This is a genomic window from Kribbella sp. NPDC043289 (assembly GCF_056436705.1).
Genome location: NZ_JBWKCB010000005.1, coordinates 286,625 through 312,206, shown reverse-complemented (window position 1 = coordinate 312,206; position 25,582 = coordinate 286,625). Strand labels below are relative to the sequence as shown.

Sequence of the window (25,582 nt, the reverse complement as noted above, 5' to 3'; positions counted from 1 at the left end):
CGGTCAGGGACTCCGCTGCGTCAAGACCTAGTCACCGTCTGCGAGCAATTGCGACTACCGTGCGCGAGCGTAACTCGCAAGTTGGCGCCCGTCGGTCGCGAAGAACTTCAGGGTGTCGCCGTCCACCGCGACCCGCTTGGCTGCCTGCAGTACGCCGGTGTGCGGCACGTTGTCGCACCCGATCATATGCTGCGGCCCCGACGTCGCGGTGAACGCGCCACGCTGACCGATCGTGTACGTCCCCTGCAGCGCGTTGCACCCGTCCGAACCGGTCCACGTGCCGTCGGGGCGCAGGGTCAGCACCGGATCCTGAGGCCGGGAGAACCGCAGGGCCTTGAATCCGGACACCTGTACCGCTCGCCACGTGCCGGACACGGTCTGGGCCGTCAGCGGCTTGGTCTGCGGCGTCGCCGAGGACGCAGCAGGCGCGGCGGCCACGGGAGGCTGGGTCGGCTTGTTCTGCGAGCCGGCCAACCCGAAGCCGACGACAGCGACCGCAGCCACGGCGACCGCGGCCGCACCGGAGACGATCCAGGTATGGCGCTGGGCGCGGCGGCCGCTCGTGGTGGCGCGCTCGGCCAGGCCGGTGCTCTGCGGCACCGAGGCCGCGGCGCGTTCGAAGGTACCGCGCAGGTCATCCTCGAGATCGGTGTTGCTCACGACAACCTCTCATCAACAGGATGGGGCTCGCCGGCCCCTGAGTACGTTGGACTCCGCCGCAGCGACGCGAGCGCCCGGCTGACGGTCGCACGCACGGAGGACGGTTTGATGCCGAGCACGTCGGCGATCGTCTGGTCGTCCAGGTCCTGGTAGTAGCGCAGGACCAGCACGACCCGCTCCCGGGCGGACAGCGTCGCCAGGGATCGCCACAGGTCATCGGAATTCGCGATGTCGGTGGCGTGATCCGGGACGGTGCGCTGTGGGTCGATGTCGGCCGTCGGCGCCTCGGTGTACGAACGCCGCCGCGTCATCGACAGGAACTCGTTGACCAGGATCCGCCGGACGTAGTGGTGCGGATCGTCGGCCTTCCGCACCTTCCGCCAGGAACGGAACGCCTGCATCAACGCGATCTGTGCCAGGTCCTCCGCACGCTGGTAGTCGCCGGAGACGGTGAACCCGAGCCGAACCAGTTCCTGTCCGCGGGCGGCCGCGTACTCCTCGAACTCCACTCGCCACTCCCTGGCTGGGCGTACAACTCCTCACATCTATTAGACGCACCGAGCCGCCCACCTGATGCAACCTTTCCCGCACAGTTACATCTCGCCGAGCGGGTACGTCGGTACGCGGGCGGGCGAGCCGTTCGCAGGCGCGCCTGCTGCCGCAACCTGCCTTGCGGGTCGACCTCGAGAGGGACCCGCAAGGCAGGCGCGGGTGGCCCGCTCCGGACGGCTTCGGGGTGCGCGTCCGGCGCGGGGGTCAGCGGAGGCCGAGAGACTTGATCAGCTCGGCGCTCACCTGGCGAGGGGCCGGCAGGGTGCCGGGCTTGCCCTGGCCTTCCAGCGAGGTCGCCACCAGCCGGTGGCAGCCGAACGCCTCAGCGGTGAACGACAGCACGCCGCGGTCGTTGTCGGTGAAGCGCAGGACGTAGGTGGGACCGAGTTCCTTGGTGCACATGTTCGGCTTCTTCGCGACGGGTTTCGCCGCGTTCACCAAGGCGAACAGTGCGGTGGCCTGCGTGCCGTTGCGTTTGCTGTTGACGGTCGCGTAGTCCTGCCCGGCCGCCTGCGGGTCGTACTGGCAGATGGTCACGCTGACCGGCTGGAACGTCGATGCGGCGACACCCTGGCCCCAGACCACCCTGTCGGCGGCCGTGCGGACTGCGGTGATGGTCTCGGGGCAGTCCGTGCTGGGAGTGCCGCTGGGGGTGGCTGACGGGCTGGGGGTGGTCGGTGTATCCGTGGGCTGGGCGGCGGGCGGGGACGAGGCGTTCTCGGAGCCGCAGGCGGCGGCAAATCCGAGTACAGCCACGACGAGCGTCGCACCGATCAGGCCCCGTGTCCGTAGTGCACTCACGACTCGGTTCCTTCCGGGTTGGCAAGGTGCACCATCATGGTGGAACGGGGTCACGCCGCGCGTGCCAGAACATCACGGCAGCGCGTCTTTCCGGTCACGTCGCGGGATCGTGCGGCAACCGAGGCACAGCTGTAACGTCGGCGTACTGGTCGCCGAACGCGCCGCCGGGCGCGCCGCGTCGGCTTGCCGCTGTCTACGATGCTGTGTCGTGGGCCGGAAGAAGAACGCCGCCGCGGCGGCCGCGGCGCGGGAGCGCGAGGAGTGGCAGCTCGGTGTCGACTGGGCACGCTGGCTGCTGTCCGGCAACGCGCCGCAGGAGCTGACCATGTACGGGCTCGTCCTCGACCCGGGCGAGGCGGCGTACATCCAGACCACCGCGCAGTACGCCAGGCTGTACGGCGGCAACGGCCGCTACACCGCCAGCGGCGGCTTCGTGATCGGCAAGCCGGCGCTGGTGCTCGGGCTGATGGCCGCCAACGCCGCGGTGAACGCGAGCCGGAAGGCCGCGGCCAAGCGGGACATGCAGCAGTCGTGGCGCGACGTCCAGGAACTCCCGGTCGTGGCGACCAACTACCGGCTGCTCTGCCACCTGCCCACGAAGGGCTGGATGAGCTTCTACTACAGCGCCGTCCAGGAGTTCTACCCCGATCCGGCGAACTGGACGATCACCTTCGCGTTCCAGAACGCCGTACCGCTGCGGCTGTCCGGGCTGGCGATTCCGACCTTGTCGGTGCTGACCTCCTGGTCCGTGCTCGGGAACAACCGGTGGCAGGGTGAACCGGGGATCGCGCCGCTGATCCAGGAAGCCGTCGGTTCGCAACTCGGAGGCAGTTCCGCCGACCAGATCCAGGGTGAGGTGGTCGACGGCGAAATCGGTCCCGGCGAGCCTCGGCGACTCGGTAATCTGGACCTATGACGAGCCCGTACGAAGACGACGAGCCGCTGCTTCCGGACCAGACCCGTGACGATGACCCGCGGACCTGGGGTGACAACGACTTCGGCAACAACGACGACGACGATCGCATCCTGCGCGAGGTCCCCCCGCACCACGGATGAGCCCGGCCGCACGGCCTGGACGTGCTGACACCTGATCGGCCCGCCGAGCCAGTGCGTGGGGTGGCGCTGACGCGCTTTCGAGTGGCGGTCCTGCCGTCGGTGCCGGAGAATCCGTCGCATCAGCGGAAGACGGTCGACGCGCTGCTGCGGTCGATCCGGGGGAGTCGTGAACTGGCCGGGTGTCCGGAACCGCCGACGCCCGCCTTCCCGCCGTCCCTGGATCAGCTGGTGCGAACGATCGTGGAGTTCGTCAACTGAGGGGGAGTGCGTGGAGCTTCGGGGGTTTTCCGACGGGTACGGCGTCCAGGTCGCGAGCTGGGCGCGGAACGAGAGGGAAGTGGCGTTGCTGTCCGGGCGGGTGGAGTATCCCTTCCCGGTGGACCTGCGGACGAGCTGGCGGACGGTCGAGGAGGACATCCACTCCTATCTGCTGTTCGACGGTGAACGGCCGGTCGGGTACGGCGAGGTGTGGCTGGACGACGAGGAGGACGAGGTCGAGCTCGCCCGGATCATCGTGGACCCGAAGGTCCGGGGTCGCGGGTTCGGCGGTGAGCTGGTCCGAGCGCTGCTCGGGCCCGCGCTCGACGCCGGGTACTCGGAGGTGTTCGTCCGGGTCCGGCCGGAGAATGCGCCGGCGATCCGGGCCTATCACGGCAGCGGATTCGTCGACGTCCCCGCCGCGTTGATGGAGGAGTGGAACGACGGACAACCGGTCCCGTACCGCTGGATGCGGTACGCCGGTGAGCAGGTGGACGCCGGCGAGCTCAGGGGCTGAGGTTGTGCGTCCACCTGCCGATGGCAGGTCTTACTAGCGAGTCTGGGCGGAGCGCAGCAGGTCGCGGATCTCGGCCAGCAGTTCCTGGTCCGTGGTCAGCGGCGTGGTCTCCGGCTCCGGCTCCTGGCCGCGCTTACGGCGCTCGGCCAGCTTGTTCAGCGGCATCACGATGAAGAAGTACACCGCTGCCGCGACGAACAGGAAGTTCAGCGCGGCGTCCAGGATCAGGCCGATCGAGAACTTCGCGCCGTTGATCTCGAAGCTCCAGACCTTGGAGATGTCCGCCTTGCCGAAGATCGCAGCGACCAGCGGGTTGATCAGACCTTCCACCAGCGCGGTGACGATCTTCCCGAACGCGGCGCCGATGACGACGGCGACCGCGAGGTCGACGACGTTGCCGCGCATGATGAATTCTTTGAAGCCCTTGAGCATGTGAGGGTGCCTCCACGAAGCGGGTGGGATGTACCCGGACAAGTTAGGGCCGCAGACCCGCGAGAGCGAGGTACCGCGCCGGTCAGGGAACGCTTCGTGCCCTGACCAGTCCGCAGAGTGATCAACTGGTGTCGTTCGTCAGCGCCACGGTGAGTCGGGCGCTCGCACCGGCCTGGGCCAGTCTGCCGGCGATCTCGGGGCTGGTCGCGACCACGATCAGCGCGCCGGAGCTGCCCGAGCCCGGAGTCGGCAGGGCAACCACGGGGACAGCCTTGGCGAGCAGGTCTGCGGCGCCCGCGGTCGTGCTCGTCGCGGCGTACACGTTGAGCTTGTCGCCGACGCGCAGGAGCGCGCTGATGTCGGCGTCGTCGATGCGGAACGGGTAAGCGAGAGAACCGCGTGGCACGGCGGGTGGCGCCAGGAATCTGGCGTCGGTGAGTGGTTCGCCGGCTCTGACCGGGCCGCTCAGCACCCGGGCGCTGAGATCGGCGCCGGGTTTGAGCGCGCCAGTCGGCACGACGCCGGGCGGCAGGTCCACCGTGCGGAGGTCGTCGTGCGTCGGCACGGCGCCGCCGGTGAGGTCGCGGGCAGCGGCCAGCACAGCGACCGTCGGAGGCGGTGCGGGGGAGAGGGCGAGAAGTCCGAAGTACACGGCGGCCGCGGCGGCGACGCCGGCGAGGAGCCGACGGTGCCACCGGGCGGCGCGAACAAGGTCACGAAGTGCGGAAGGGATTGTCATGCCGGAGAAGGTACGAGTTTCGCCGACACCCTCCCGTCAGTTATCCACAGGCGCGGTGGTTCAGGCGGCGCTGGTGCCCGAGGACGAGCCACTCGAGGACGATCCGGACGAGCCCGACGAGGAGGACCCCGACGACGAAGAACCGGACGACGATCCACCGGAGGACGAGCTGCCGGACGAGCCCGACCCGTTCGACGACGAGCCGGACGAGCCCGAAGAGGACTCGGACTTCGCCGGCACCGAGCTCTTGCCGGAGGACCGGCTGTCGGTCCGGTAGAAGCCGGAACCCTTGAACACGACGCCGACGGCGTTGAAGACCTTGCGCAGGTTGCCCTGGCAGTTGGGGCACACGGTCAGTGCGTCGTCCGTGAAGCTCTGGCGCACCTCGAGCGCTTCGCCACAGTCGGTGCACTGGTACTGGTACGTCGGCACGGTCGGTTCCCTTCAAGCCGCTGGCACTCCTACTACCCGACTGCTAATAATGCGCCAGCGGCCCGAAGTATTCCAACTCAGGCCTGTCGGCGCACTGTTCGGCGCACTGTGAAGTTCCAGCAACCGGCGACCACGTTCCGCACCTGAACACTGTCCACGACCGGGTCCTCGAACAGTCGTTTGAGCTCGATCTCACTCGTCCCGGGATCCGCGACGACACCGTCCAGCATCTGACCGTCCGCGCTGTACGGACGCAGTACCGCCCGCCGGTCCCGGTAGTCGATCGGGAAGCTGTCCGCGGCCGGCGCCGAGCAGGTGGACAAGTGGACGAATACCGGCCCGACCTCGGCATACGGTCCGCCGACGGTCATCGGGCGGTGCGCGACCAGTGCGATGCTTTCGCCGGCGTCCGCGACCGTGAGGCAGCAGCGCAGTGGCTCACCGCCTCCGGAAACCAGCGGTACGACGACGTTTCCGAAGTCGTCGTAGCCGTTGCAGCGGATCCGGTCCAGCGCGGAAAGGGGGACGGCTTCATACCTCAACTCTGCGTTCATGTCGAGGGAACGCAAAGCAACGCAAAGTTGTGAGGGACTCCATTTGGGGTGGGCGGGGGGATTCTCTACGGTTGGTCCGTGCGTCGCCTGCTTCGAGCTCTCATCTACAGCGGAATCGCCCTCATCACGCTCCTCGTGGTGATCGCGGGAACCGTCATCTTCGTCGTCCGCCACTCGTTCCCGACGTACGACGGGACGATCGATCTGAACGGGCTGGACGCCGATGTCAGCGTGGTCCGGGACGCCAACGGCATCCCGCAGATCTACGCCGACTCCCCGGCCGACCTGTTCGCCGCGCAGGGGTATGTGCACGCGCAGGACCGGTTCTTCGAGATGGACTTCCGGCGGCACGTCACCTCCGGCCGGCTGACCGAGCTGTTCGGCAAGACGGCGCTGGAGACCGACAAGTTCGTCCGGACCCTCGGCTGGCGGCGGGTCGCGGAGCAGGAGCTGCCGCTGCTCAGCCCGAGCACCCGGGAGTACCTGGACGACTACGCCCGCGGCGTCAACGCGTACCTGTCGAAGCACAGCGGCTCCGGTCTCAGTCTCGAGTACGGCATCCTGTCGCTCCAGCCCGGCGGCCCGAAGAACTACACCCCGGAGCCTTGGACCGCGGCGGACTCGCTGTCCTGGCTGAAGGCGATGGCGTGGGACCTCGGCGGCAACCTGGACGAGGAGATCACCCGGACCAAGCTGCTGTCCGCGTTCCCGGCCCGCAACGTCGAGAGCCTCTACCCGCAGTACCCGTACGAGCGGAACCAGCCGATCATGGAGTCGGGCTCGATCGGCAAGAACGGCAAGTTCACCACCGCACCGGTCAGCACCGAGGTCCGCCGGGGCATGCTCACCCAGGACCTGCTCAAGTCGCTGGACTCGGTGCAGAAGGTCGCCAAGGGGCTGCCGCAACTGCTCGGACAGGGTGACGGCGTCGGGTCGAACTCGTGGGTCGTCTCCGGTGACCACACCACCACCGGCAAACCGCTGCTGGCCAACGACCCGCACCTGGGCGCGACCATGCCGGGCATCTGGACGCAGGTCGGCCTGCACTGCAACAACGTCAGCAAGACCTGTCCGTTCGACGTCTCCGGCTTCAGCTTCTCCGGTCTGCCCGGTGTGGTGATCGGGCACAACAACGCGATCTCCTGGGGCTTCACCAACCTCGACCCCGACGTCCAGGACCTGTACCTGGAGCGGATCGACGGCAACAACGTCCTCTACAACAACAAGTGGCGCGCGATGACCACGCGCGAGGAGACGTTCAAGATCGCCGGTCAGGACGATCCGGTGAAGATCACTGTCCGCGAGACCCGGCACGGTCCGCTGATCTCCGACGTCGGCGAGGACGAGAAGAAGGTCGGCGAGCAGTCCGCGTCGCAGGCGAAGTACCCGAAGGCGTACGGCGTGGCGCTGCAGTGGACCGCGCTGAACCCGGGGCGCACCGCGGACGCGCTGTTCGCGATCAACACCGCCCAGAACTGGACCCAGTTCCGGGCCGCCGCCGCGCAGTTCCAGGTGCCTTCGCAGAACCTGGTGTACGCCGACACCGAAGGCCACATCGGGTACCAGTCGCCCGGACTGATCCCGATCCGCACGACCGGCCGTGGCGACTGGCCGGTGCCCGGGTGGGACCCGAAGTACTCCTGGAAGGGCTACATCCCGTTCGACGCGTTGCCGAACGAGTTCGACCCACCGAGCGGGATCATCGTCACCGCGAACCAGGCCGTGGTGCCGAACACGTACACGTACTACCTGACGAACTCGTGGGACTACGGCTACCGCTCGCAGCAGATCCTGGACCGGATCAAGGACGCCGGGAAGCTGGACGCGAACGCGATGGCGTCGATCCAGCTGGACACCAAGAACAAGGCCGCCGAGATGGTGGTGCCGTACCTGCTGCGGATCAGTATCGACGACGCGTTCGACAAGCAGGGCCAGGACACCCTGCGGAACTGGGACTTCACCCAGCCGCCGGACTCCGCGGCCGCCGCGTACTTCAACGTGGTCTGGCGCAACCTGCTCTCGCTGACGTTCCACGACCAGCTCCCCGAGGGCACCTGGCCGGACGGCGGCTCGCGCTGGTTCGAGGTGATCCACAACCTGATCGGCCAGCGCAACAGCGGCTGGTGGGACGACATCCGCACACCGCAGCGGGAGAGCCGCGACGACATCCTGCGTGAGGCGCTGATCAACGCCCGGACCGAGATCACCCAGAAGATGGCGCGCGAGCCGTCCAACTGGCAGTGGGGCCGGCTGCACAAGCTCACGCTGACCAACCAGACGCTGGGCACCTCCGGCGTCGGGGTGGTCGAGAAGATCTTCAACCGCGGCCCGTACGAGCTCGGCGGCGGTACGTCGATCGTCGACGCGACCTCGTGGGACGCCTCCGAGGGGTACCAGGTGACCTCGACCCCGTCGATGCGGATGGTGGTCGACCTGTCCGACTTCGACCAGTCCCGCTGGGTGAACCTGACCGGTGTGTCCGGGCACGCGTTCTCGCCGAACTACACCGACCAGACCGACCTGTGGGTCAAGGGCGAGACCCTGCCGTGGGCCTACACCAAGGGTGCGGTCGAGGCGACCCGCAAGCACTCGCTCACCTTCACCAAGCCCGGCAACTAGGTCACCACGCGGGCGTGCTGGCCTCGGCGAAGAGTTCTTCGGGCCAGGTCCAGAGCGCCCGCGGGGTCAGCAGGATCGAGATCGTCCCGTCCGCGGGTGTGGTGGACCAGAGCGAGCCGAGTCCGCCCGCCCAGCCGTACCGGCCGCCGCCGACGGACATCCCGTAGCCCCATCCGGTGTCCGGGCCGAGGAAGTCGGCGGCCGCCGTACGCTGCGCCGGTGTCAGCTGGTCGCTCGTCATCTCCGCGACGGCCGCCGGGGACAGCAGATCGCCGCTCAGCAGCATCCGCGTGAACACGTGATAGTCGTCGATCGTCGAGATCAACCCACCACTCGCGTCCGGGAACGACGGCGGAGTCAGCCACTGGCTCTCCGCGGCCGGGTCCAGTACGTCGTCCCCGACGTACGCCGTGGTGAGGCGGGCGGGATCCACCGCGGTGAACCCGGTGTCGTGCATCCCCAGTGGCTCGAAGATCCGCTCGCGGAGGAACTCCTCCAGCGGCCGCCCGGTGACCCGTGGGAGGAGTACGCCGAGGATGTGCGAGCCGGTCGAGTACAGCCACCGCTGACCCGGTTGGTACTGCAGCGGCAGCGTCGCGAGGCGCTTGATCCACTCGTCAGGCTCCAGCGGAGTCCGCGGTACCGGCGGCCCGAACGTGTGCAGCTCCAGCTCGGCCTCCCGCTGCCGCAGCGCCGGGTTGTCCGACTCGCCCAGCCCGAGCCGGAACGTGAGGAGATCCCGCACCGTGATCGGCCGCTCCGCCGGGACGGTGTCGTCGATCGGCCCGTCCGGATCCCGCAGTACGACGGGATGCGCGAGCTCCGGCAGTACGTCGGCCACCGGGGCGTCCATGGACAGCCGCAGGTCGTCGACCAGGAGCATGGTCGCTGCGGCAACGATCGGCTTGGTGAGCGACGAGATCCGGAACAGACTGTCCCGCTGCAGCTCCGGACCGTCGTACTCCGTTCTGCCGAGCACCTCGATCCGCGTCTCGTCACCACGGCTCACCAGACTGATGAGTCCGGGCATCGCACCGTTGTCGACGTACTCGCGCAGCATCAGCTCAGTCCACCAGCGAACGGCATCGCGCGCCACTGGGTGGCGAACATGCGGATCCCGTCGGCCAGTGCGGGCATCTGTGGGACCAGTGGGGTGCACACGAGGACCTGCAGTGCGCGGACCAGGTCCATCACCTGCTGGATCTGCGGGTCCAGCGTCGGGAGACCGCGGGCCTGCGCGCCCTCGTCGTACGCCTTGCAGAGGTCGGGGCCGAAGCCGGCGAGGTCCCATTCGATCGGTCCGAGGCCGACGTCCTCGAAGTCGGCCCACAGCGGGCCGTCGACCGTGGTGATCAGGTTCCACGACGGCGCGTCGCCGTGCAGCGGCTGAATGGTCGCTGAGGGGAACGCCGCCTCGAAGGCGCTGCGGCTGGTCAGAACCGGCTCCAGCACCTTCCACTCGGCGCGTGCCCGCTCGACGTCCTCCTGCTCGAGCAGGCCGGGTACTGCCTCGACTGTGGCGAGACCCGGTCCGATCAGACGCAGCGGGGTCATCCAGGGCAGTTCACCCGGGTAGTCGGCGAGTCGCGCGTGCAGCTCTGGTACACGAGTGGTCGCGCCGTAGTAGTCGGGCTCGGCGGCCTGGTCAACCTCGACGTACGTCCAGAACGTCATGGACAGCCCGTCCTGAGTGACCGGCTCGCGAGGCACCAGTGGGCTCGGCGGCACCACGGGGAAGCCCTGCTCGGCCAGCCAGGCGACGACGTCCAGCTCGCGCTGTTGCCGGCGGCCTGCTGGCTCCGGCTCCTTGAGACCGTCCGGGAGGTTCATCGGCACCCGGGCGACCACTGAGGTCGGTTTCAGGTGCACCACCGTCGAGAACGCGGTGTAGAGCACTGTCGGGTCGGTGACCGTCAGGCCGAGGTTGTGAGCGGCTGTGGCTGCGGCTTGGACCGCGGTCTCAGTCATCTCCCGATCTTCGCAGCGGGATCAAACGATTTGGCGTCAACGCGGCGTCGACCGGCTGGTCGTGCGCGTTGGACGGGAGCGCGTCGACGATCTCGGTGTCGTACACGGCGGCCCAGATCGGCGTACCGGGCCTGGTGCGGGCGAGGGCGCGGTCGTAGGAGCCGCCGCCGCGGCCCAGGCGGACTCCGTCGCGGGAGACGGCCACGGCCGGGCAGATCACGAGCTCGGCGGTAGCGATCGCGTCGGAGCCCAGATCGATCGGCGGCTCGGACAGTCCGAGCCGGCCGGGCACCAGGTCGGCCGCACCGGGCGCAACGCCCCAGCCGAGGTCGTTGTCGGCGTACAGGATCGGCAGCAGCACCTCATGGTGTGTCGCGAGCAGCCAGTCGATCAGCGCACCGGTCTGCGGCTCCGGATCCATCGAGACGTACACAGCGACCCGGTACACGTCCGGCAACACCTGTTGGGCGCTCGCCAGCAGTCCGTCCGCGTGGGCCCGCTGCCCCCGCGCCTCCAGGAAGTGCTGCCGCGCCACGGCCTTGGTTTCAAACACGCTCTGATCGTAGGAGCGTGACGCGGGCAACACTGGGATTACGTCCTGTCGCCTAGGGTTGGTGCATGGGTGAGGTGGGTCTCAGACAAGCGCAGGAGAAGATGCGTGCCGCCGGTGCTGCCGACGTCGCGATCCGCGTCTTCACGCACTACTACCGGCTGCTCAAGTCCGGCCAGCACGGGAAGATCCCCGAGGCCGACATCGAGCCGGTGGGCGATCTGCCCCACCTGGACCACCTGGACACCGACCCGGACGCGCTCCGGGCCGCGCTGGCCGAGACCGTGGTGATCAAGCTCAACGGCGGCCTCGGCACGTCGATGGGCGTCACCGGCCCGAAGTCCGCGCTGCCGGTCAAGGACGGGCTGAGTTTCCTCGACATCATCGCCCGGCAGATCCTCAGCACCCGGCGCGCGTACGACGTACCGCTGCCGCTGGTGCTGATGAACTCGTTCCGCACCAAGACCGAGTCGCTGCAGATCCTCGGCGAGTACGACGGCCTCGCGATCGACGGCCTGCCGCTCGACTTCCTGCAGAACATGGAACCGAAACTGCTCGCCGACGACCTGACCCCGGCCGAGTGGGAGCCGGACCCGGAGCTCGCCTGGTGCCCGCCCGGACACGGTGACCTGTTCACCGCACTGGTTGCCTCCGGCACCCTCGACGCGCTCCGCGAGCACGGCTTCCGGCACGCGTTCATCTCGAACGCGGACAACCTCGGCGCGACACCGGACCCCCGGATCGCGGCGTGGATGGCCGAACACGACGTACCGTTCGGGATGGAGGTCTGCCGGCGGACGCGCTCGGACCGCAAGGGCGGGCACGTCGCGGTGCGGAAGTCCGACGGCCGGCTGATCCTGCGCGACAGCGCCCAGGTCGCGGACGACGAGACGCAGTACTTCCAGGACATCACCCGGCACAAGATGTTCAACACCAACAACCTGTGGATCGACCTGGACCGGCTCGACGAGCTGATGTCCGGGCACGACGGGGTGCTCGGGCTGCCGATCATGGTGAACCGCAAGACCGTCGACCCGGCCGACCCCTCGTCGCCGAAGGTGATCCAGCTGGAGACCGGGATGGGTACCGCGATCGAGACCTTCGAGGGCTCGCAGGCGGTGATCGTCGACCGCAGCCGGTTCAAGCCGGTGAAGACCACGAACGACTTGCTGGTACTCCGCTCCGACGTCTACGAACTGGACGAGGCGGGCGACCTGACCACGACCCACGAGGGCGACGAGCCGTACGTCGACCTGGACCCGGAGTACTTCAAGATCCTCGCCGACTTCGACGCCCGGTTCGCCGCCGGCCCGCCGTCGCTGGTCCGGGCCGACCGGCTCGCGGTCCGCGGCGACGTTGCCTTCGGCAAGGACGTGGTGGTGCTCGGTGATGTCGAGGTGACCGCGCCGGACGGCGAGCGCCGGGACATCCCGGACGGCACCGTACTGAGCTGACACGCACTGGGGGGACTGTGGACGAGCTGTTGATCAGGCCGCTGGAGCCGTACGACACGGACGAGGCGGCCGCGGTCTGGTGGCGCTCCCGGCACGCCGCGGGGGCGCAGCTGCCGCCGGCGATCCACACCGCCGCGCAGGTGGCGACGTGGTTCGCGGACGTGCTGCTGCCGGACGCCCAGACCTGGGTGGCCCTGGACGACGGCCGGATCGTCGCGGTCCTCACCCTGGACGGCGACGACCTCGACCAGCTGTACGTCGACCCGGAGGCGGCCGGTCACGGCGTCGGCTCCACCCTCGTGGACCTCGCCAAGGACCTGCGCCCCGGCGGTCTCGCGCTGTGGACCTTCCAGATGAACACCCGCGCCCAGTCCTTCTACCGGGCGCACGGCTTCCGCGAGGTCCGCCGTACCGACGGAGCGGCGAACGAGGAACGCACGCCCGACGTCCGGATGGTGTGGGGGCGCCACCCCGAAGGCGTACCGATCAACGGGTAGTGGTGCCGCACCGCGGGCCGTGGCGAGCCGCGGTGAGCCTGCGGTCCGTCGGCCGCGCCAACTACCTCCCGTCCTTCGGTACGGATTAGGGTCGGGCTCGTGAGACGGAGTGTGGATGAGCATCTGGAGGTCGTACTCGGCCGGGTGACCGCGTTGCCCGCGTTCGACCAGCCGTTGATGGACGCGGTGGGGCAGGTGCTCTGCGAGGACATCGTGTCGGGGGTCAGCCTGCCGGGGTTCGACAACTCGGCCATGGACGGGTACGCCGTCCAGGCGGGCGACCTGGCCGGCGCCTCGGACGAGAACCCGATCGCGCTGCCCGTGGTCGGCGAGTTCCGGGCCGGGCGCAGCGAACCGATCGTGGTGACCCCGGGGACCTGTGTGCGGATCATGACGGGCGCACCGATGCCCAGGGGCGCGGACAGCGTCGTACCGGTCGAGTGGACCGACGGCGGGACGGTCAACGTGCGCATCACCCAGCAGCCGCCGGTCGGTGGCTCGGTGCGGCACGCCGGCGAGGACGTGACCGCCGGTACGAAGGTGCTGGACAGTGACACCGTGCTGGGGCCGCGGCAGATCGCCGTACTGGCTGCTGTCGGTCGGGCGCGGGTGAAGGCCCGCCCGCGGCCGCGCGTCGTGGTGATCTCGACCGGCGCCGAGCTGCGCGAGCCGGGGAGCCGACTGGGCGAGGGACAGATCTACGACTCGAACAGCTACACGCTGGCCGCCTGTGCGCGGGACGCCGGCGCGGTGGTGTACCGGGTCGGAATCGTCGACGACGACCCCAAACGGATCATGGACACCCTGTCCGACCAGTTGGTGCGTGCTGACCTGGTCATCACCACAGGTGGCGTCAGCATGGGCGCGTACGACGTGGTGAAGGAAGAGCTCTCCAAATTGGGCACAGTGGACTTCCCGCAGGTCTCGATGCAGCCGGGCAAGCCGCAGGGGTTCGGTGTGATCGGTGAGGACTCGGTGCCGATCTTCACGCTGCCCGGTAACCCGGTGTCGGCGTACATCTCGTTCGAGGTGTTCGTGCGGCCCGCGCTGCGCAAGATGATGGGGCAGATGCCGTACCGGCGGGCCCTGGTCCCCGGCGTGACGCTGGACGGGTTCAACTCGCCGGCCGGGCGGCGGCAGTTCGTCCGCGCTGCGGCCAGCGGCGGCGACGAGGGCTGGATGGCCAGTACAGTCGGCGGGCACGGCTCCCACCTGCTCGGTGGGCTGAGCCGGGCGAACGCACTGATCGTGGTGCCCGAGGACGTGACAGCGGTCCGGGCCGGCGATCAGGTCGAGCTGATGCTGTTGGAGGGTGCCTGATGGTTCCAGGGACGCCCTCGGACGAGGAGACCGGATGACCGAGCCCCCTGCGGGGTTGACCCACGTCGACGAGACCGGGGCCGCGCGGATGGTGGACGTGTCCGCCAAGGACGCCACCGTCCGCCGGGCGGTTGCCAGCGGCAAGGTTCTGGTGTCCGCCGAGGTGGTGGCCGCCCTGCGCGGCGACGGCGTACCGAAAGGTGACGCGCTCGGCGTCGCGCGGATCGCCGGGATCATGGGCGCGAAGCGGACGCCGGACCTGGTGCCGCTGTGCCATCCGATCGCGATCACCGGTGCGAAGGTCGACCTGGAGGTTGCCGACGACGCCGTACTCATCCGGGCCCAGGTGAAGACGACGGACCGGACCGGTGTCGAAATGGAGGCGCTGACCGCCGTAGCGGTCGCAGGGCTCGCCGTGATCGACATGGTGAAGGCACTGGACCCGGCGGCCACCCTGACCGACGTACAGGTCGAGTTGAAAGAAGGCGGCAAGACCGGGCACTGGGAGCGGCCGTGAGGGCGCTCGTCGTCAGCGTGTCCAACCGGGCCGCCGCTGGGGTGTACTCCGACACCACAGGTCCGCTGATCGCGTCCCGGCTGGCGGACTGGGGTTTTGAGGTGTCCGGGCCGGAGGTGGTCCCGGACGGTGCGCCAGTGGGGGCCGCGCTGCGGTCCGCGGTCGAGGCGTCGTACGACGTGGTTCTGACGACAGGTGGCACGGGGATCTCGCCCACTGACGAGACGCCGGAGCAGACCGCCGCTGTGCTGACGAAAGCGGTGCCGGGGATCGCTGAAGCCATCCGGGCGTACGGCGTGGCCAACGGCGTACCAACGGCCTCACTGTCGCGTGGACTGGCCGGAATCGCCGGTACTACGGTCATCGTCAACCTGCCCGGATCGCGGGGCGGTGTGAAAGACGGTCTCGCCGTACTGGAGCCACTGTTGAGACACGCGGTCGAGCAAGTACACGGTGGGGACCACGTGCGGACGGACGTCGACTGATGGCGATCGTGCGCTGGCCAGTGGAGCTGCAGCACGGGCAGGTCGGCCTACGACCGCTGCGTGCCGGCGACGGCAGCGAATGGGCCGCAGCGCGCCAACGCAACGTCAGCTGGCTGCGGCCGTGGGACGCGACCCAGCCGCCCGGTGCCGAAGACGGTGCGCGCACCTTCCGCGCCATGGCACGCGACTGGAACCGCCAAGCGCGGTACGGACGGATGCTGCCGTTCGTCATCACGTACGGCGGTGCGGCCGGCGCCGGGCCGCGCGCCCGATGGCCCCTCGTCGGACAGCTCACCGTGTCCGGCATCACCTACGGCTCGGCCCGCTGGGCCAACCTCGGCTACTGGGTCGACGAGCAGTACGCCGGTCGCGGCATCGTCCCGACAGCGGTCGCGATGGCCGCCGACCACTGCTGGTTCACCCTCGGTCTGCACCGGATCGAAGTCGCGATTCGCCCCGAGAACAAGGCAAGTCTGCGGGTCGTCGAGAAGCTCGGCTTCCGGTACGAGGGCGAGCGGCCGCGGTTCCTGCACATCGACGGCGACTGGCGCGACCACCGCATTTTCGCGCTCAACGTCGAAGAGGTCGGAGCCGGTCTCGTTTCTCGACTCACCTGACTACGGTGCGTGCTATTCACATCAGTCACACGAGTCTTCTTGCGACACACCGTCTCACGTACCTCATCTGGCCCCCGCCGCGCTTTAGCGTCATCGCATGGGGACGACAGGGCTGATCTACGTGGCGATCGTCGCCGCCTGGGCCGCCTACCTCGTCCCGATGTGGCTGAAGCGAGGCGACGAAGCGCGGCGGCGTCCGGTGGTGCCGTCATCGGACGAAGCGCGCGTCCTGTCCCGCGACCCGTCGCGGACCCGGTACGTCGTACGCCCGCCCGGAGCTGTCGCCGCGGACGACCCCTCGCCACCCGCGCGGTACATCCCCAACCGTGCCCGCCGGGTGGCCGCCATGCGCCGTCGGCGGGTGCTGTCGATCCTGACGCTGTCCCTGCTGTCCGTCGTGGCGCTCGCCGGTCTCGCGATGCTGCCGTGGTGGACAGTCGCCGTACCCGGGGCGTTGATCCTCGGGTTCGTCGTACTCACTCGTGTGCAGTTGCGGCGACAGGCCCACGAGCGCGCCACGGCTGCCGCCGAACGGCGAGCACGGGTCCAGGCGCGGCACGACCGCGGCCCGGCCGGCAAGCCCGCGCCGTCGGTCGACGAGGAGATGACCATCGAGGTCAAGCTCCCCGCCGAGCCTGCGCCGGCGCCTGCTCCGGAGAAGGAAGAAAAGCCCGCGTCCGAAGGCCTGTGGGACCCGGTGCCGGTCACGCTGCCGACATATGTGCTCAAGGAAAAGGCCCCCGACCGGACGGTCCGGACCATCTCCCTGACCGACGACGCGGTCTTCTCCAGCGCCCGCATCAGCGACCCTGCGGACAAGCCCGCCGTCGCCGAAACCGTCGCGCCGAAGCCCTTCGAAGAGCCCGAGGTGAAACGCGCCGTCGGCGACTGATATCCGGTTTTAGTCTGCGGGGCTCTCCGTGTTAGAGTTTCGCGGTCGCAAGGGAAACCGAGCGACCGACTCGGGGCTGTGGCGCAGTTGGTAGCGCGCTTCGTTCGCAACGAAGAGGCCAGGGGTTCGAATCCCCTCAGCTCCACGAAGTCGATGGGCGATTCGTGTCCGCGGAAAGCGCGGACCGGGTCGCCTTCGTCATTTCGTGCGGCTGCGCTTCGCTTGCCGCGAGCGGGGGCTCCGCCACCCGCACCCCCTTGCGCCTTCGCTTCGCTCGGCTCCGGGGTTGGGCGCCGCGGTTGGGAGTCGGGGCTGTTTGCTCAGGTGAGGGATGCGGTTGCGGCGCGGAGACCCTCCAGAGCAGCCAAGGTATGAGGGGCCAGTCCGCCCTCGTCGTGTTCTAGTTCGGCCCAGTCGGCGTAGCCCTGTTTGAAGGCTAGGAGGCCGAGTTCGGCGGCTAGGTGGGCGAGGGGATCGGGTACGCCGCGGGCTCGGAGGGCGGCTGTCATGGCTGTCGCTAGGCCGACGCTTTTCAGGGCGTCGCGTTCCTGGAGTTCCGCGCTGGCGGCGATGGCTGCTTTCAGGCGTGGGGCGAGCTCGCGGTTCATGGGGCCCATGGTGTTCGAGGCGCGCTCTAGGCCGGCGGCGACTGCCTCTAGGGGTGTGGCGTTCTCGGGGGCGGCGGCGATGCCTTCGGATAGCAGGCGGCTGAGGGTGTCTTGGCCGGCTACGAGGAGTTCGCGCTTGTCGGGGAAGTGGCGGAAGAAGGTGCTCTTGGTGACGCCGGCGCGTTCGGCGATCTGCGTGACCGTGGTGGCGTCGTACCCCTGGTCGGCGAACAGGTCGACCGCGGCCAGGACCAGTCGGTCGCGCGCACCGGGTTCCCAACGAGCCATACGGTCAGTCTAGGTGATGGGACTCTTGTCCCATCGGGTGCTACGGTGATGAGACAAGAGTCCCATCACTTCTGAGGAGCATCTCATGCAGGTTTTCGTGACCGGGGGCACTGGTCTGATCGGGTCCGCGGTCGTCCGTGAACTGCTCGGGGACGGTCATGCCGTCCTCGGCCTCGCGCGCTCCGACGCGTCTGAGGCGGCCCTCCGGGCTGTCGGTGCCACGACCGTTCGCGGCGGGCTCGCCGATCTGGACGCGGTCCGCGCCGGCGCGGCCAAGGCCGACGGGGTGATTCATCTTGCCTTCAGCAACGACTTCAGTAGCCCCGAAGCACTCGCCGCGGGCATTGCCGAGGAGGGAGCCGCGCTCGCGGCCCTGGGGGAGGAGCTGACGGGCAGCGACCGTCCGTTGGTCACGGTTTCGGGTACGCCGGCTGTGCCTGGCCGACCGTCGACGGAGGCCGACCCGCTGCCGACCGATGGCCCGGTTGGTGGTCGCAGTCGCGCGGTGATGGCAACGCTCGACCTGGCGTCGCGTGGTGTCCGGAGTGCCGCCGTACGGATGCCGCGCACGGTTCACAATCAAGGTGATGGCGGGTTCGCCGGCTTGCTGACTCAGATCGCGCGACAGGGCGGTGTGTCCGGCTATCCGGGCGACGGCGCGCAGCGGTGGCCTGCTGTGCATGCGCTCGATGCGGCCGTGCTCTTCCGGTTGGTTCTGGAGAACGCACCGGCGGGGACCGCGTGGCATGCGGTCGCCGACGAGGGGGACGCCGTACGGGATATCGCGGCGGTCATCGGGCGGCGGCTGGGTCTCCCGGTCGAGTCCGTGGCGCCGGAGACCTTCGGGCCGCTGGGACCGATCTTCGCGACCGATCAGCCGTCTTCCAGCGCGCACACGCGGGAAGCGCTCGACTGGACGCCGCAACACCCCGGCCTGCTGGACGATCTGGAGAACATCCAGCCCTGACCGGCGCGACACGCCTGTCTCAATCTGAGCCTAATCTTGACTCATTCCAGAAAAGGCGGAAGACTGCGGAACGTGCCGACGGTGGATGAGCTCCAGGATCTGTTGCGTGGGGCTTCGTTGCGGGTGACCCGGCCGCGGGTGGCGGTGCTGGCCGCGGTCCACGATCACCCGCATGCGGACACGGACTCGATTATCGGTGCCGTGCGCAACGAATTGCCGGAGGTCTCGCACCAGGCGGTGTACGACTCGCTGCACACTTTGACGACAGCGCGGCTGGTGCGGCGGATCCAGCCGTTGGGGTCGGTCGCACGGTACGAGTCGCGGGTGGGGGACAACCACCACCACGCGGTCTGCAGGTCGTGCGGTGCCATCGCCGATGTCGACTGCGCGGTCGGGCATGCGCCCTGCCTGACCGCCTCCGAGGACCACGGGTTCGTCATCGACGAGGCCGAGGTCATCTACTGGGGGCTGTGCGCCGACTGCTCACGCCGTACCTGATCTTCCGAAAACGTCCAGTCCTGGAAGGAATTCGATGTCCGAGAACCATGAGCCCCTGCCCGGCGAGGCCTCCGCGGACAGCCGCGGCGCCGAGACCGGTGGCTGCCCGGTGAACCACGGTCAGGGCGTGCACCCGACCAGCGGGAACGCCAACCGTGGCTGGTGGCCGAACCAGCTGAACCTGAAGATCCTGGCCAAGAACCAGCCGGTGTCGAACCCGCTCGGGGAGGAGTTCGACTACGCCGCGGCGTTCAAGACGCTCGACCTGGCGGCCGTGAAGGCCGACATCGCCGAGGTGCTGACCACGTCGCAGGACTGGTGGCCGGCCGACTTCGGGAACTACGGCCCGCTGATGATCCGGATGGCCTGGCACAGCGCCGGCACGTACCGGATCCACGACGGCCGCGGTGGCGCCGGCGCCGGGCAGCAGCGGTTCGCGCCGCTGAACAGCTGGCCGGACAACGGCAACCTGGACAAGGCCCGCCGGCTGCTCTGGCCGGTCAAGAAGAAGTACGGCCAGAAGATCTCCTGGGCCGACCTGCTGATCCTCACCGGCAATGTCGCGCTGGAGACCATGGGCTTCAAGACCTTCGGCTTCGCCGGCGGCCGCGAGGACGTCTGGGAGCCGGAGACCGACGTGTACTGGGGCCCGGAGACCACCTGGCTCGGCGACGAGCGGTACTCCGGTGACCGCGACCTGGAGCGTCCGCTCGGTGCGGTCCAGATGGGTCTGATCTACGTGAACCCGGAAGGCCCGAACGGGAACCCGGACCCGATCGCTGCCGCCCGCGACATCCGCGAGACCTTCGGCCGGATGGCGATGAACGACGAGGAGACCGTCGCGCTGATCGCCGGCGGCCACACGTTCGGCAAGACCCACGGTGCCGGCCCGGCCGAGAACGTCGGCGCGGAGCCCGAGGGCGCGGGGATCGAGCAGCAGGGCCTCGGCTGGAAGAGCACCTTCAACACCGGCAAGGGCAAGGACGCGATCACCAGCGGCCTCGAGGTCACCTGGACCACGAAGCCGACGCAATGGTCGAACGACTTCTTCGACATCCTGTTCGGCTACGAGTGGGAGCTCAGCCAGAGCCCGGCCGGCGCGAACCAGTGGGTCGCCAAGGACGCCGAGGCGATCATCCCGGACGCGTACGACGGCCCGAAGAAGCTGCCGACGATGCTCACCACCGACCTGTCGCTGCGGTTCGACCCGATCTACGAGCCGATCTCGCGCCGCTTCCACGAGAACCCGGAAGAGTTCGCGGACGCGTTCGCGCGCGCCTGGTACAAGTTGACCCACCGCGACATGGGCCCGATCGTCCGGTACCTCGGCGCCGAGGTCCCGAGCGAGGTGCTGATCTGGCAGGACCCGCTGCCGGCCGTCGACCACGAGCTGGTCGGCGACGCCGACGTGACCGCGCTCAAGGCGGCCATCGCGGCGTCCGGCCTGACGGTGGCTCAGCTGGTCTCGACCGCGTGGGCGTCGGCGTCGACGTTCCGCGGTAGCGACAAGCGTGGTGGCGCCAACGGTGCGCGGATCCGCCTGCAGCCGCAGAGCGGCTGGGAGGTCAACAACCCCGACGAGCTCGCGCAGGTGCTGCGCACGCTCGAGGGCGTCCAGCAGTCGTTCGGGAAGTCGGTCTCGCTGGCCGACCTGATCGTCCTCGCCGGCGGCGTCGGTGTGGAGATCGCCGCGAAGAACGCCGGGCACGACGTCGTCGTACCGTTCACGCCCGGTCGGGTGGACGCGTCGGCCGAGCAGACCGACGCGGACTCGTTCGCGGCGCTCGAACCGGTCGCCGACGGGTTCCGCAACTACAACGGCAAGGGCAACCGTCTCCCGGCCGAGTACCTCCTGCTCGACCGTGCGAACCTGCTCACGCTGAGCGCGCCGGAGTTGACGGTCCTCGTCGGCGGCCTGCGAGTTCTCGGTGCCAACTACGACGGGTCGAAGTACGGCGTCCTGACGGACAACCCCGGCACGCTGACGAACGACTACTTCGTCAACCTGCTCGACCTCGGCACCGAGTGGCACGCGACCGACGACAGCCAGGAGACGTTCGAGGCCACCGTCGACGGCAAGACCAAGTGGACCGGGACCCGCGCCGACCTCGTGTTCGGCTCGAACTCCGAGCTCCGCGCCGTCGCCGAGGTTTACGCCAGTGACGACGCGCGGCAGAAGTTCGTCACCGACTTCGTCGCCGCCTGGCACAAGGTCATGGAGCTCGACCGCTTCGACCTGCGCTGATCCGATAACGCACGAAACCGGCTCCCCCGTGTCGCGGGGGAGCCGGTCCGCGTTCCGGCGTGCTTGACACGTGATGACCGGAAGCGCACGCTGGAATGTGCTTTGTATTTACCAGGAGCGCACATCTCAATCAATTAGTTGATTCTTCGTCGCCGGGTGGGAAATGGGGGCGCGATGAAGGTTGTGTTGATTTCGCCGCCGATCATGGACGATTTCGCCGGCGATCCGAAGCCGATTGCGATGGATGCGGTACGGGAATGTCCCGCCTACGGGATGTACCTGCTGCAGGCGGTGCTCAACGCCAACGGGCACGACGCGACACTGGTCGACCTGATCGCGGACGGATCGGACCGGATCGACGCGTACCTGCCGCAGGTGGCCGAGGCCGGGCTCGTCGGGATCGGGGCGACGTCGATGTCCTGGCCGACCGCGCTGTCGGTGATCGTGCAGATCCGCGCCGCGCGGCCGGACGTGCCGATCGTGCTGGGCGGTATTCACCCGACGATGTTCGACGCGTACCTGTTGCGGACGTTCCCGGTGCAGTACGTCGTCCGCGGTGAGGGCGAACGGGCGATCGTCGAGCTCGCGAACGCCGTACAGGACAACGGTGATGTGGCCGGCGTCGCGAACTTGAGCTGGATGTCGGAGTCCGGCGAACTGGTGCGGAACCCGGTCGCCCGGCAGCTCACCGCGGACGATCTCGCCGCGGCTCCGCTGCCGGACTACGACCAGTTGCAGCCGGGCGTCTTCCAGGGGCTGTCGATCGAGTCGTCGCGGGGTTGCGCGTTCGACTGCTCGTTCTGCAGTACGTCGTACCGCCGCAGCTATCGCAGTTTCGAACCCGAGGCCTTCGTCGATCGCCTCGAGGCGTTGTCGCAGTACACCGGCCGGACCAACACCGGATTCGTGCACATCATCGATGACGAGTTCTCGATGAATCCGCGCCGCGCGATCCGCATCGCCGAGTCGATCCGGCGCCGCGGGATGACACCGAGCCTGGTGTACGACTCGCGGGCCACAGACCTGTTGTTCCCCGGGTACGTCGAGTCGATCGCCGAGTTCACCGGGCAGTTCCTGGTCGGCGCGGAATGTGGGTACGACGAAGGTCTGAAGAAGATCGGGAAAGGGACGACCACCGACATTCTGGAACGCGCGGCGCAGAAACTCGTCGAGTTCGGAATCGCGGACCGTGCCGATTTCTCCTTCATTCTCGGCCTGCCCTGGGAAACCGTGACCGAAGTACGCCGGACCATCGCGTTCGCCGCGAAACTCTACGCGACGTACGGCGTCCGGCTGCTGCTCCAGTGGTACTGCCAGATCCCGGGCTCGCGGCTGTGGCAGGAGCAGCGTGACCGCCTGGACGTCAGCGAAGTGATGTACGACGAGTTCGGGTTCTTCCGCAACCTGTACCTGTTCCGCAGCGGGGTCCAGTTGACGCCGGAGGAGATCTGGGACATCAGCCGGCAGGTACGCGCGCTGATGTACCTGTCCCGGGCCCGGAACCCCGATCGCGTGATGATCGAGTACGGGCATCCGGAGCCGATCAGTCTGTACTTCCCGGAGGACCTGGTCAGGGGCTCGAGCCACGCGCTGCCGAATCTGCGCACCGTGGCGTACGCGCGGGACCGGAACACCGGAAAGGAACGGCGCGCGGACGTCGCGCGCCGGCCACTACGACACCTGCCGCTGTGATGGCCGGTGCCGTGAAGCTGTAGGGAGGAGCCATGCCGGACAGGTACATCCCGGTATCAGAGAGCGAGCAGCAGTTTGCGCTGCTGCTGGAACGAGTGCTCACCGAGCCGTCCTTCGCGGAGGCGATGGACAGTGACCCGGTGCGGGCGCTCAACGAAGCCGGCTACGAGCTCGACGTCCAGCAGGAAGAGGCCATCCGGTCGAGCCTGCGGTTCGAGCAACCCGAGGCGCTAGGGGACGAGCAGCTCGCGTTCCCGTTGACGAAGCCGCTGGTCAGCATCATCACCAAGGGCACGAAGCCGGCCGTCCGAGTGGTCACGAAGGGGACGCAGCCGGCGGTGTCGGTCGTCGTCAATACCGTCGTCCTCGTGGAGGAGTCCGACCTCCCAGAGATCGAGGTGGTGCCGGCCGAGGAGGAGCGCTTCCGAGCCGCCCCGGCAGACGAGGAGTGACGGTTCCCTCGAACAAGATCTCAGAGACTACATCCGGCGCGATCGGCACGCTGGGAATCGTCGCCCTGGCCGCCGCACCCATCGCCGTCGCCAGGTCGCGCCACGTCTCGCTCACCTGGCCCCTCGCCGGAGCAGCCAGCTGGGCCTTGGCCTCGTTCATCAAACGAGCCGTCCCGGCGATCACGGGAGCTGTGCCTAGCGAGGAGCGGGCCGATGCCGGGATGCCGAGTGCCGCTCCGAGCGCGGGGCGGCGCTCGATGCTCGCGCATGCCGCCCAACGCGGGGCGATCTCAGCGGCCGCCGAACTCGGCTGCACCGCCCTAGCCTTCGCCGTACGCCGCCCCTCAGCCCCCGGCCAGGTCGTGGCATTCGGCGCGGGCGTAGGCGGCATCGAAGCCCTGTACGTCCTCGCACTAGGCATCGCGCACCCAGCCGATCCAGAGACGCTCGACCAATGGCGCAAAGCCCGCCAGCACTCCGTCGTCGTCGACCAGTTCGTCCTCATCGAACGATCCGTCGCCATGACCTCCCACATCGCCAGCCGAGGCCTACTCTCAACCGCCCTCCACACACCAGGCCGAGCCCGAGCGCGACGAATCGCAACAGCCCTGGCCCTCTTCACCCTCGCCGACACCGTCGCGGCGTACGGCCACCTCGCCAACTGGAACTGGCTGGACCCCCGAGTAGCCCGCCGCACCCACGCCTTCTACACCACCATCGCAACCCTGGAGTCCTACCTCTACCACCACTGGACCCACTAACCAGTTGCCCCAGGCAACCTCGACGAAACTGCGTTCACCGACCGCGCTCAGGCCAGCCAGTTGGCCCGGGCCGACCACGCCGCATCCCAGGGCGATCGTCAACCTGGGTGCGACTCTCCACCGACGTACTGAGAGAGGGTTGCGGAGATGAGGCCGGGGGCTCTCGGCGATCCGCCGACGGCGAGCGGTCGCGAGGACCGGAGCGGTCGTTGCCCGTCCCACGCGTGAGCGATCGCACGCTTGGCGTCCAGCTCAGCCTGGCGGTTGGACGTACCGACATCTGTCTGCGTCCAGTCGTCGTACCGGTTGAGGCCTGGCTGGCGATCATTCGGATGGCGGTGCAGACGAGCGCAGACCTGCGCGTAGATGTTGTTCGCCCCACGACGAGGCTTGATGGCCAGCAGCTCACGGCGCGCCGGTCCGTTCGGTGTCGCGGGGCCGATCTCGCGGAACACGAGCCGGTAGTCCGCGGGACGTTGCGGATCCGATCGAAGGTACGCCGTCACGCAGTCCCGCAGGTCTCCGTTGCCGAGCGCGCAGGTCAGCGCGTGGTGACCGTCGGTCTTCCCGCTGGCGAGGTCGATCATCGTCCGCAGTACCTCGCGCCGAAGGGCTGCCTCAGGCCCGCCGGGGTTCTTGCTCGCGGCGGAGTTCTTCCAGTAGTTCTTGGGTTTCTGGGCCCATCCGGGCTGCCCAGTCGTCGAGGTCGAGGGGACGGCTGGTGGGGAGTGGCTCAGTGTTGTACGTGCGGACGGTGGGGTCGTCGATGACGCCCGGTGGCGGGTGGTCGTCGCCTCGGAGGTCGCGGTACTGCGTCGTCGACATCACCACCGCCTGCGCCTCGCCCCCGTCGCCCCACGCCACGGGCAACCCGGAACCGGTCGCGACCAGAGCAGGCAACCGCTCGGCGAGCTCGGCCGGCGTGAGTACGTCGTTCAAACCGGTGAACGTCTCCGCGCCATCAAGGTCCTCGAACTCGTCGTACGTCAGGACGACTGCCTCAGGCAGGCTGTTCCCGAAGCTGAACGCACGCGTCTGCCCGCTGCGGAACCTCGCGAGCACGCCGGCAAGATCAGCCCGGACCTCGTCGACCGATGGCCAGTTCGTCATGCGCCGAATCTAGTCCTTTCCGTCCACGAGCTGCGGTCGTC

The 25,582-nt window shown here is 68.7% G+C and carries 31 protein-coding genes and 1 tRNA gene; 19 read left to right on the top strand and 13 right to left on the bottom strand.

Features of this window, described 5'->3' with window-relative positions; translation table 11 throughout:
- Window positions 1–54: 54 nt before the first annotated feature.
- From AC0662_RS29205 to AC0662_RS29195, 3 genes are all read right to left on the bottom strand, one after another.
- Window positions 55–660, bottom strand: coding sequence for an META domain-containing protein (locus AC0662_RS29205; protein WP_478304611.1), 606 nt, complete (start codon window positions 658–660; stop codon window positions 55–57).
- Window positions 657–1,169 (bottom strand): SigE family RNA polymerase sigma factor, encoded by a 513-nt coding sequence (locus tag AC0662_RS29200; protein WP_452196997.1) that lies wholly within the window; start codon window positions 1,167–1,169, stop codon window positions 657–659. Before AC0662_RS29200 ends, AC0662_RS29205 begins: the two co-directional genes overlap by 4 nt.
- A 247-nt stretch (window positions 1,170–1,416) precedes the next feature.
- Window positions 1,417–2,013: a hypothetical protein gene (locus tag AC0662_RS29195; protein ID WP_478304609.1), complete on the bottom strand. Its 597-nt coding sequence runs from the start codon at window positions 2,011–2,013 to the stop codon at window positions 1,417–1,419.
- A gap of 208 nt (window positions 2,014–2,221) precedes the next feature.
- Here AC0662_RS29195 and AC0662_RS29190 point away from each other — a divergent pair, with 208 nt between their 5' ends.
- From AC0662_RS29190 to AC0662_RS29175, 4 genes are read left to right on the top strand one after another with little or no spacing between them, the layout of a single operon-like run.
- Entirely contained in the window at window positions 2,222–2,929 is a 708-nt protein-coding gene (locus AC0662_RS29190; protein ID WP_452196999.1) for a hypothetical protein, read from the top strand.
- Entirely contained in the window at window positions 2,926–3,069 is a 144-nt protein-coding gene (locus tag AC0662_RS29185) for a hypothetical protein (RefSeq protein ID WP_452197000.1), read from the top strand. The genes AC0662_RS29190 and AC0662_RS29185 overlap by 4 nt, the downstream gene beginning before the upstream one ends.
- 21 nt (window positions 3,070–3,090) lie before the next feature.
- On the top strand, window positions 3,091–3,327 hold the full coding sequence (locus tag AC0662_RS29180) for a hypothetical protein (protein ID WP_452197001.1): 237 nt from the start codon (window positions 3,091–3,093) through the stop codon (window positions 3,325–3,327).
- Window positions 3,328–3,337: 10 nt separating this feature from the next.
- Window positions 3,338–3,844, top strand: coding sequence for a GNAT family N-acetyltransferase (locus AC0662_RS29175; protein WP_452197002.1), 507 nt, complete (start codon window positions 3,338–3,340; stop codon window positions 3,842–3,844).
- Between the two features lie 33 nt (window positions 3,845–3,877).
- On the opposite strand, the gene mscL is transcribed toward AC0662_RS29175, so the two are convergent.
- From mscL to AC0662_RS29155, 4 genes are all read right to left on the bottom strand, one after another.
- Window positions 3,878–4,276, bottom strand: a complete 399-nt coding sequence (gene mscL / locus AC0662_RS29170) for a large conductance mechanosensitive channel protein MscL (protein WP_452197003.1) — start codon at window positions 4,274–4,276, stop codon at window positions 3,878–3,880.
- 121 nt (window positions 4,277–4,397) lie between these two features.
- Window positions 4,398–5,015 (bottom strand): CpaB family protein, encoded by a 618-nt coding sequence (locus tag AC0662_RS29165; RefSeq protein WP_452197004.1) that lies wholly within the window; start codon window positions 5,013–5,015, stop codon window positions 4,398–4,400.
- Between the two features lie 60 nt (window positions 5,016–5,075).
- Window positions 5,076–5,447: an FmdB family zinc ribbon protein gene (locus AC0662_RS29160; protein ID WP_452197005.1), complete on the bottom strand. Its 372-nt coding sequence runs from the start codon at window positions 5,445–5,447 to the stop codon at window positions 5,076–5,078.
- Between the two features lie 77 nt (window positions 5,448–5,524).
- Window positions 5,525–6,001: a DUF1203 domain-containing protein gene (locus AC0662_RS29155; protein ID WP_452197006.1), complete on the bottom strand. Its 477-nt coding sequence runs from the start codon at window positions 5,999–6,001 to the stop codon at window positions 5,525–5,527.
- A 78-nt stretch (window positions 6,002–6,079) separates the two neighbouring features.
- Here AC0662_RS29155 and AC0662_RS29150 point away from each other — a divergent pair, with 78 nt between their 5' ends.
- Entirely contained in the window at window positions 6,080–8,620 is a 2,541-nt protein-coding gene (locus AC0662_RS29150; RefSeq protein ID WP_452197007.1) for a penicillin acylase family protein, read from the top strand.
- Between the two features lies 1 nt (window position 8,621).
- On the opposite strand, the gene AC0662_RS29145 is transcribed toward AC0662_RS29150, so the two are convergent.
- From AC0662_RS29145 to AC0662_RS29135, 3 genes are read right to left on the bottom strand one after another with little or no spacing between them, the layout of a single operon-like run.
- Window positions 8,622–9,680: a serine hydrolase domain-containing protein gene (locus tag AC0662_RS29145; RefSeq protein ID WP_452197008.1), complete on the bottom strand. Its 1,059-nt coding sequence runs from the start codon at window positions 9,678–9,680 to the stop codon at window positions 8,622–8,624.
- Window positions 9,680–10,588 (bottom strand): phosphotransferase, encoded by a 909-nt coding sequence (locus tag AC0662_RS29140; protein ID WP_478304606.1) that lies wholly within the window; start codon window positions 10,586–10,588, stop codon window positions 9,680–9,682. The genes AC0662_RS29145 and AC0662_RS29140 overlap by 1 nt, the downstream gene beginning before the upstream one ends.
- Window positions 10,581–11,141, bottom strand: a complete 561-nt coding sequence (locus AC0662_RS29135; protein ID WP_478304604.1) for a 5-formyltetrahydrofolate cyclo-ligase — start codon at window positions 11,139–11,141, stop codon at window positions 10,581–10,583. Before AC0662_RS29135 ends, AC0662_RS29140 begins: the two co-directional genes overlap by 8 nt.
- Window positions 11,142–11,206: 65 nt before the next feature.
- Here AC0662_RS29135 and AC0662_RS29130 point away from each other — a divergent pair, with 65 nt between their 5' ends.
- The 8 genes from AC0662_RS29130 (at window position 11,207) to AC0662_RS29095 (ending at window position 17,065) form a co-directional block, all read left to right on the top strand.
- Window positions 11,207–12,592, top strand: coding sequence for a UTP--glucose-1-phosphate uridylyltransferase (locus AC0662_RS29130; protein ID WP_478304602.1), 1,386 nt, complete (start codon window positions 11,207–11,209; stop codon window positions 12,590–12,592).
- A 17-nt stretch (window positions 12,593–12,609) separates the two neighbouring features.
- Window positions 12,610–13,089, top strand: coding sequence for an N-acetyltransferase family protein (locus AC0662_RS29125; protein ID WP_478304600.1), 480 nt, complete (start codon window positions 12,610–12,612; stop codon window positions 13,087–13,089).
- Between the two features lie 99 nt (window positions 13,090–13,188).
- The gene (glp, locus tag AC0662_RS29120; protein WP_452197013.1) at window positions 13,189–14,409 is read left to right on the top strand and encodes a molybdotransferase-like divisome protein Glp; all 1,221 of its coding nucleotides are present in this window, start codon (window positions 13,189–13,191) and stop codon (window positions 14,407–14,409) included.
- A gap of 34 nt (window positions 14,410–14,443) precedes the next feature.
- Entirely contained in the window at window positions 14,444–14,926 is a 483-nt protein-coding gene (moaC, locus tag AC0662_RS29115; RefSeq protein WP_452197014.1) for a cyclic pyranopterin monophosphate synthase MoaC, read from the top strand.
- Window positions 14,923–15,411 (top strand): MogA/MoaB family molybdenum cofactor biosynthesis protein, encoded by a 489-nt coding sequence (locus AC0662_RS29110; protein WP_452197015.1) that lies wholly within the window; start codon window positions 14,923–14,925, stop codon window positions 15,409–15,411. Before moaC ends, AC0662_RS29110 begins: the two co-directional genes overlap by 4 nt.
- A complete protein-coding gene (locus tag AC0662_RS29105; RefSeq protein WP_452197016.1) occupies window positions 15,411–16,028 on the top strand; it encodes a GNAT family N-acetyltransferase in 618 nt (205 codons plus the stop codon). Before AC0662_RS29110 ends, AC0662_RS29105 begins: the two co-directional genes overlap by 1 nt.
- A gap of 97 nt (window positions 16,029–16,125) precedes the next feature.
- On the top strand, window positions 16,126–16,920 hold the full coding sequence (gene sepX / locus AC0662_RS29100) for a divisome protein SepX/GlpR (protein ID WP_478304597.1): 795 nt from the start codon (window positions 16,126–16,128) through the stop codon (window positions 16,918–16,920).
- A gap of 72 nt (window positions 16,921–16,992) precedes the next feature.
- Window positions 16,993–17,065 (top strand) — tRNA-Ala (locus tag AC0662_RS29095).
- 175 nt (window positions 17,066–17,240) lie between these two features.
- Here the strand turns inward: AC0662_RS29095 and AC0662_RS29090 are convergent.
- A complete protein-coding gene (locus AC0662_RS29090) occupies window positions 17,241–17,816 on the bottom strand; it encodes a TetR/AcrR family transcriptional regulator (protein ID WP_478304595.1) in 576 nt (191 codons plus the stop codon).
- Window positions 17,817–17,901: 85 nt separating this feature from the next.
- On the opposite strand from AC0662_RS29090, the gene AC0662_RS29085 reads away from it, so the two are divergent.
- The 6 genes from AC0662_RS29085 (at window position 17,902) to AC0662_RS29060 (ending at window position 24,431) form a co-directional block, all read left to right on the top strand.
- A complete protein-coding gene (locus AC0662_RS29085) occupies window positions 17,902–18,783 on the top strand; it encodes an SDR family oxidoreductase (protein WP_478304593.1) in 882 nt (293 codons plus the stop codon).
- An 81-nt stretch (window positions 18,784–18,864) separates the two neighbouring features.
- Window positions 18,865–19,281, top strand: coding sequence for a Fur family transcriptional regulator (locus AC0662_RS29080; RefSeq protein WP_452197020.1), 417 nt, complete (start codon window positions 18,865–18,867; stop codon window positions 19,279–19,281).
- Window positions 19,282–19,315: 34 nt separating this feature from the next.
- Window positions 19,316–21,526, top strand: coding sequence for a catalase/peroxidase HPI (gene katG / locus AC0662_RS29075; protein WP_478304591.1), 2,211 nt, complete (start codon window positions 19,316–19,318; stop codon window positions 21,524–21,526).
- A gap of 174 nt (window positions 21,527–21,700) precedes the next feature.
- A complete protein-coding gene (locus tag AC0662_RS29070; RefSeq protein WP_478304589.1) occupies window positions 21,701–23,218 on the top strand; it encodes a B12-binding domain-containing radical SAM protein in 1,518 nt (505 codons plus the stop codon).
- Window positions 23,219–23,250: 32 nt separating this feature from the next.
- Window positions 23,251–23,670: a hypothetical protein gene (locus AC0662_RS29065; protein ID WP_452197023.1), complete on the top strand. Its 420-nt coding sequence runs from the start codon at window positions 23,251–23,253 to the stop codon at window positions 23,668–23,670.
- Window positions 23,667–24,431 carry a hypothetical protein gene (locus AC0662_RS29060; protein WP_478304587.1) on the top strand — a complete coding sequence of 255 codons (765 nt, stop codon included), beginning with the start codon at window positions 23,667–23,669 and terminating at the stop codon, window positions 24,429–24,431. The genes AC0662_RS29065 and AC0662_RS29060 overlap by 4 nt, the downstream gene beginning before the upstream one ends.
- 98 nt (window positions 24,432–24,529) lie before the next feature.
- On the opposite strand, the gene AC0662_RS29055 is transcribed toward AC0662_RS29060, so the two are convergent.
- Both AC0662_RS29055 and AC0662_RS29050 read right to left on the bottom strand, forming a co-directional pair.
- Entirely contained in the window at window positions 24,530–25,018 is a 489-nt protein-coding gene (locus tag AC0662_RS29055; RefSeq protein WP_478304585.1) for a hypothetical protein, read from the bottom strand.
- A 31-nt stretch (window positions 25,019–25,049) separates the two neighbouring features.
- Entirely contained in the window at window positions 25,050–25,541 is a 492-nt protein-coding gene (locus AC0662_RS29050) for a hypothetical protein (protein WP_478304583.1), read from the bottom strand.
- Window positions 25,542–25,582: the final 41 nt, after the last annotated feature.

What these genes read in the sequence shown, in the direction of transcription:
- AC0662_RS29185 (WP_452197000.1), top strand. Translation starts at nt 2,926, where the DNA reads ATGACGAGCCCGTACGAAGACGACGAGCCGCTGCTTCCGGACCAGACC.
- mscL (WP_452197003.1), bottom strand. Translation starts at nt 4,276, where the DNA reads ATGCTCAAGGGCTTCAAAGAATTCATCATGCGCGGCAACGTCGTCGAC.
- AC0662_RS29165 (WP_452197004.1), bottom strand. Translation starts at nt 5,015, where the DNA reads ATGACAATCCCTTCCGCACTTCGTGACCTTGTTCGCGCCGCCCGGTGG.
- AC0662_RS29155 (WP_452197006.1), bottom strand. Translation starts at nt 6,001, where the DNA reads ATGAACGCAGAGTTGAGGTATGAAGCCGTCCCCCTTTCCGCGCTGGAC.
- AC0662_RS29145 (WP_452197008.1), bottom strand. Translation starts at nt 9,680, where the DNA reads ATGCTGCGCGAGTACGTCGACAACGGTGCGATGCCCGGACTCATCAGT.
- AC0662_RS29140 (WP_478304606.1), bottom strand. Translation starts at nt 10,588, where the DNA reads ATGACTGAGACCGCGGTCCAAGCCGCAGCCACAGCCGCTCACAACCTC.
- AC0662_RS29130 (WP_478304602.1), top strand. Translation starts at nt 11,207, where the DNA reads ATGGGTGAGGTGGGTCTCAGACAAGCGCAGGAGAAGATGCGTGCCGCC.
- moaC (WP_452197014.1), top strand. Translation starts at nt 14,444, where the DNA reads ATGACCGAGCCCCCTGCGGGGTTGACCCACGTCGACGAGACCGGGGCC.
- AC0662_RS29105 (WP_452197016.1), top strand. Translation starts at nt 15,411, where the DNA reads ATGGCGATCGTGCGCTGGCCAGTGGAGCTGCAGCACGGGCAGGTCGGC.
- sepX (WP_478304597.1), top strand. Translation starts at nt 16,126, where the DNA reads ATGGGGACGACAGGGCTGATCTACGTGGCGATCGTCGCCGCCTGGGCC.
- AC0662_RS29090 (WP_478304595.1), bottom strand. Translation starts at nt 17,816, where the DNA reads ATGGCTCGTTGGGAACCCGGTGCGCGCGACCGACTGGTCCTGGCCGCG.
- AC0662_RS29085 (WP_478304593.1), top strand. Translation starts at nt 17,902, where the DNA reads ATGCAGGTTTTCGTGACCGGGGGCACTGGTCTGATCGGGTCCGCGGTC.
- katG (WP_478304591.1), top strand. Translation starts at nt 19,316, where the DNA reads ATGTCCGAGAACCATGAGCCCCTGCCCGGCGAGGCCTCCGCGGACAGC.
- AC0662_RS29070 (WP_478304589.1), top strand. Translation starts at nt 21,701, where the DNA reads ATGAAGGTTGTGTTGATTTCGCCGCCGATCATGGACGATTTCGCCGGC.
- AC0662_RS29065 (WP_452197023.1), top strand. Translation starts at nt 23,251, where the DNA reads ATGCCGGACAGGTACATCCCGGTATCAGAGAGCGAGCAGCAGTTTGCG.
- AC0662_RS29055 (WP_478304585.1), bottom strand. Translation starts at nt 25,018, where the DNA reads ATGATCGACCTCGCCAGCGGGAAGACCGACGGTCACCACGCGCTGACC.
- AC0662_RS29050 (WP_478304583.1), bottom strand. Translation starts at nt 25,541, where the DNA reads ATGACGAACTGGCCATCGGTCGACGAGGTCCGGGCTGATCTTGCCGGC.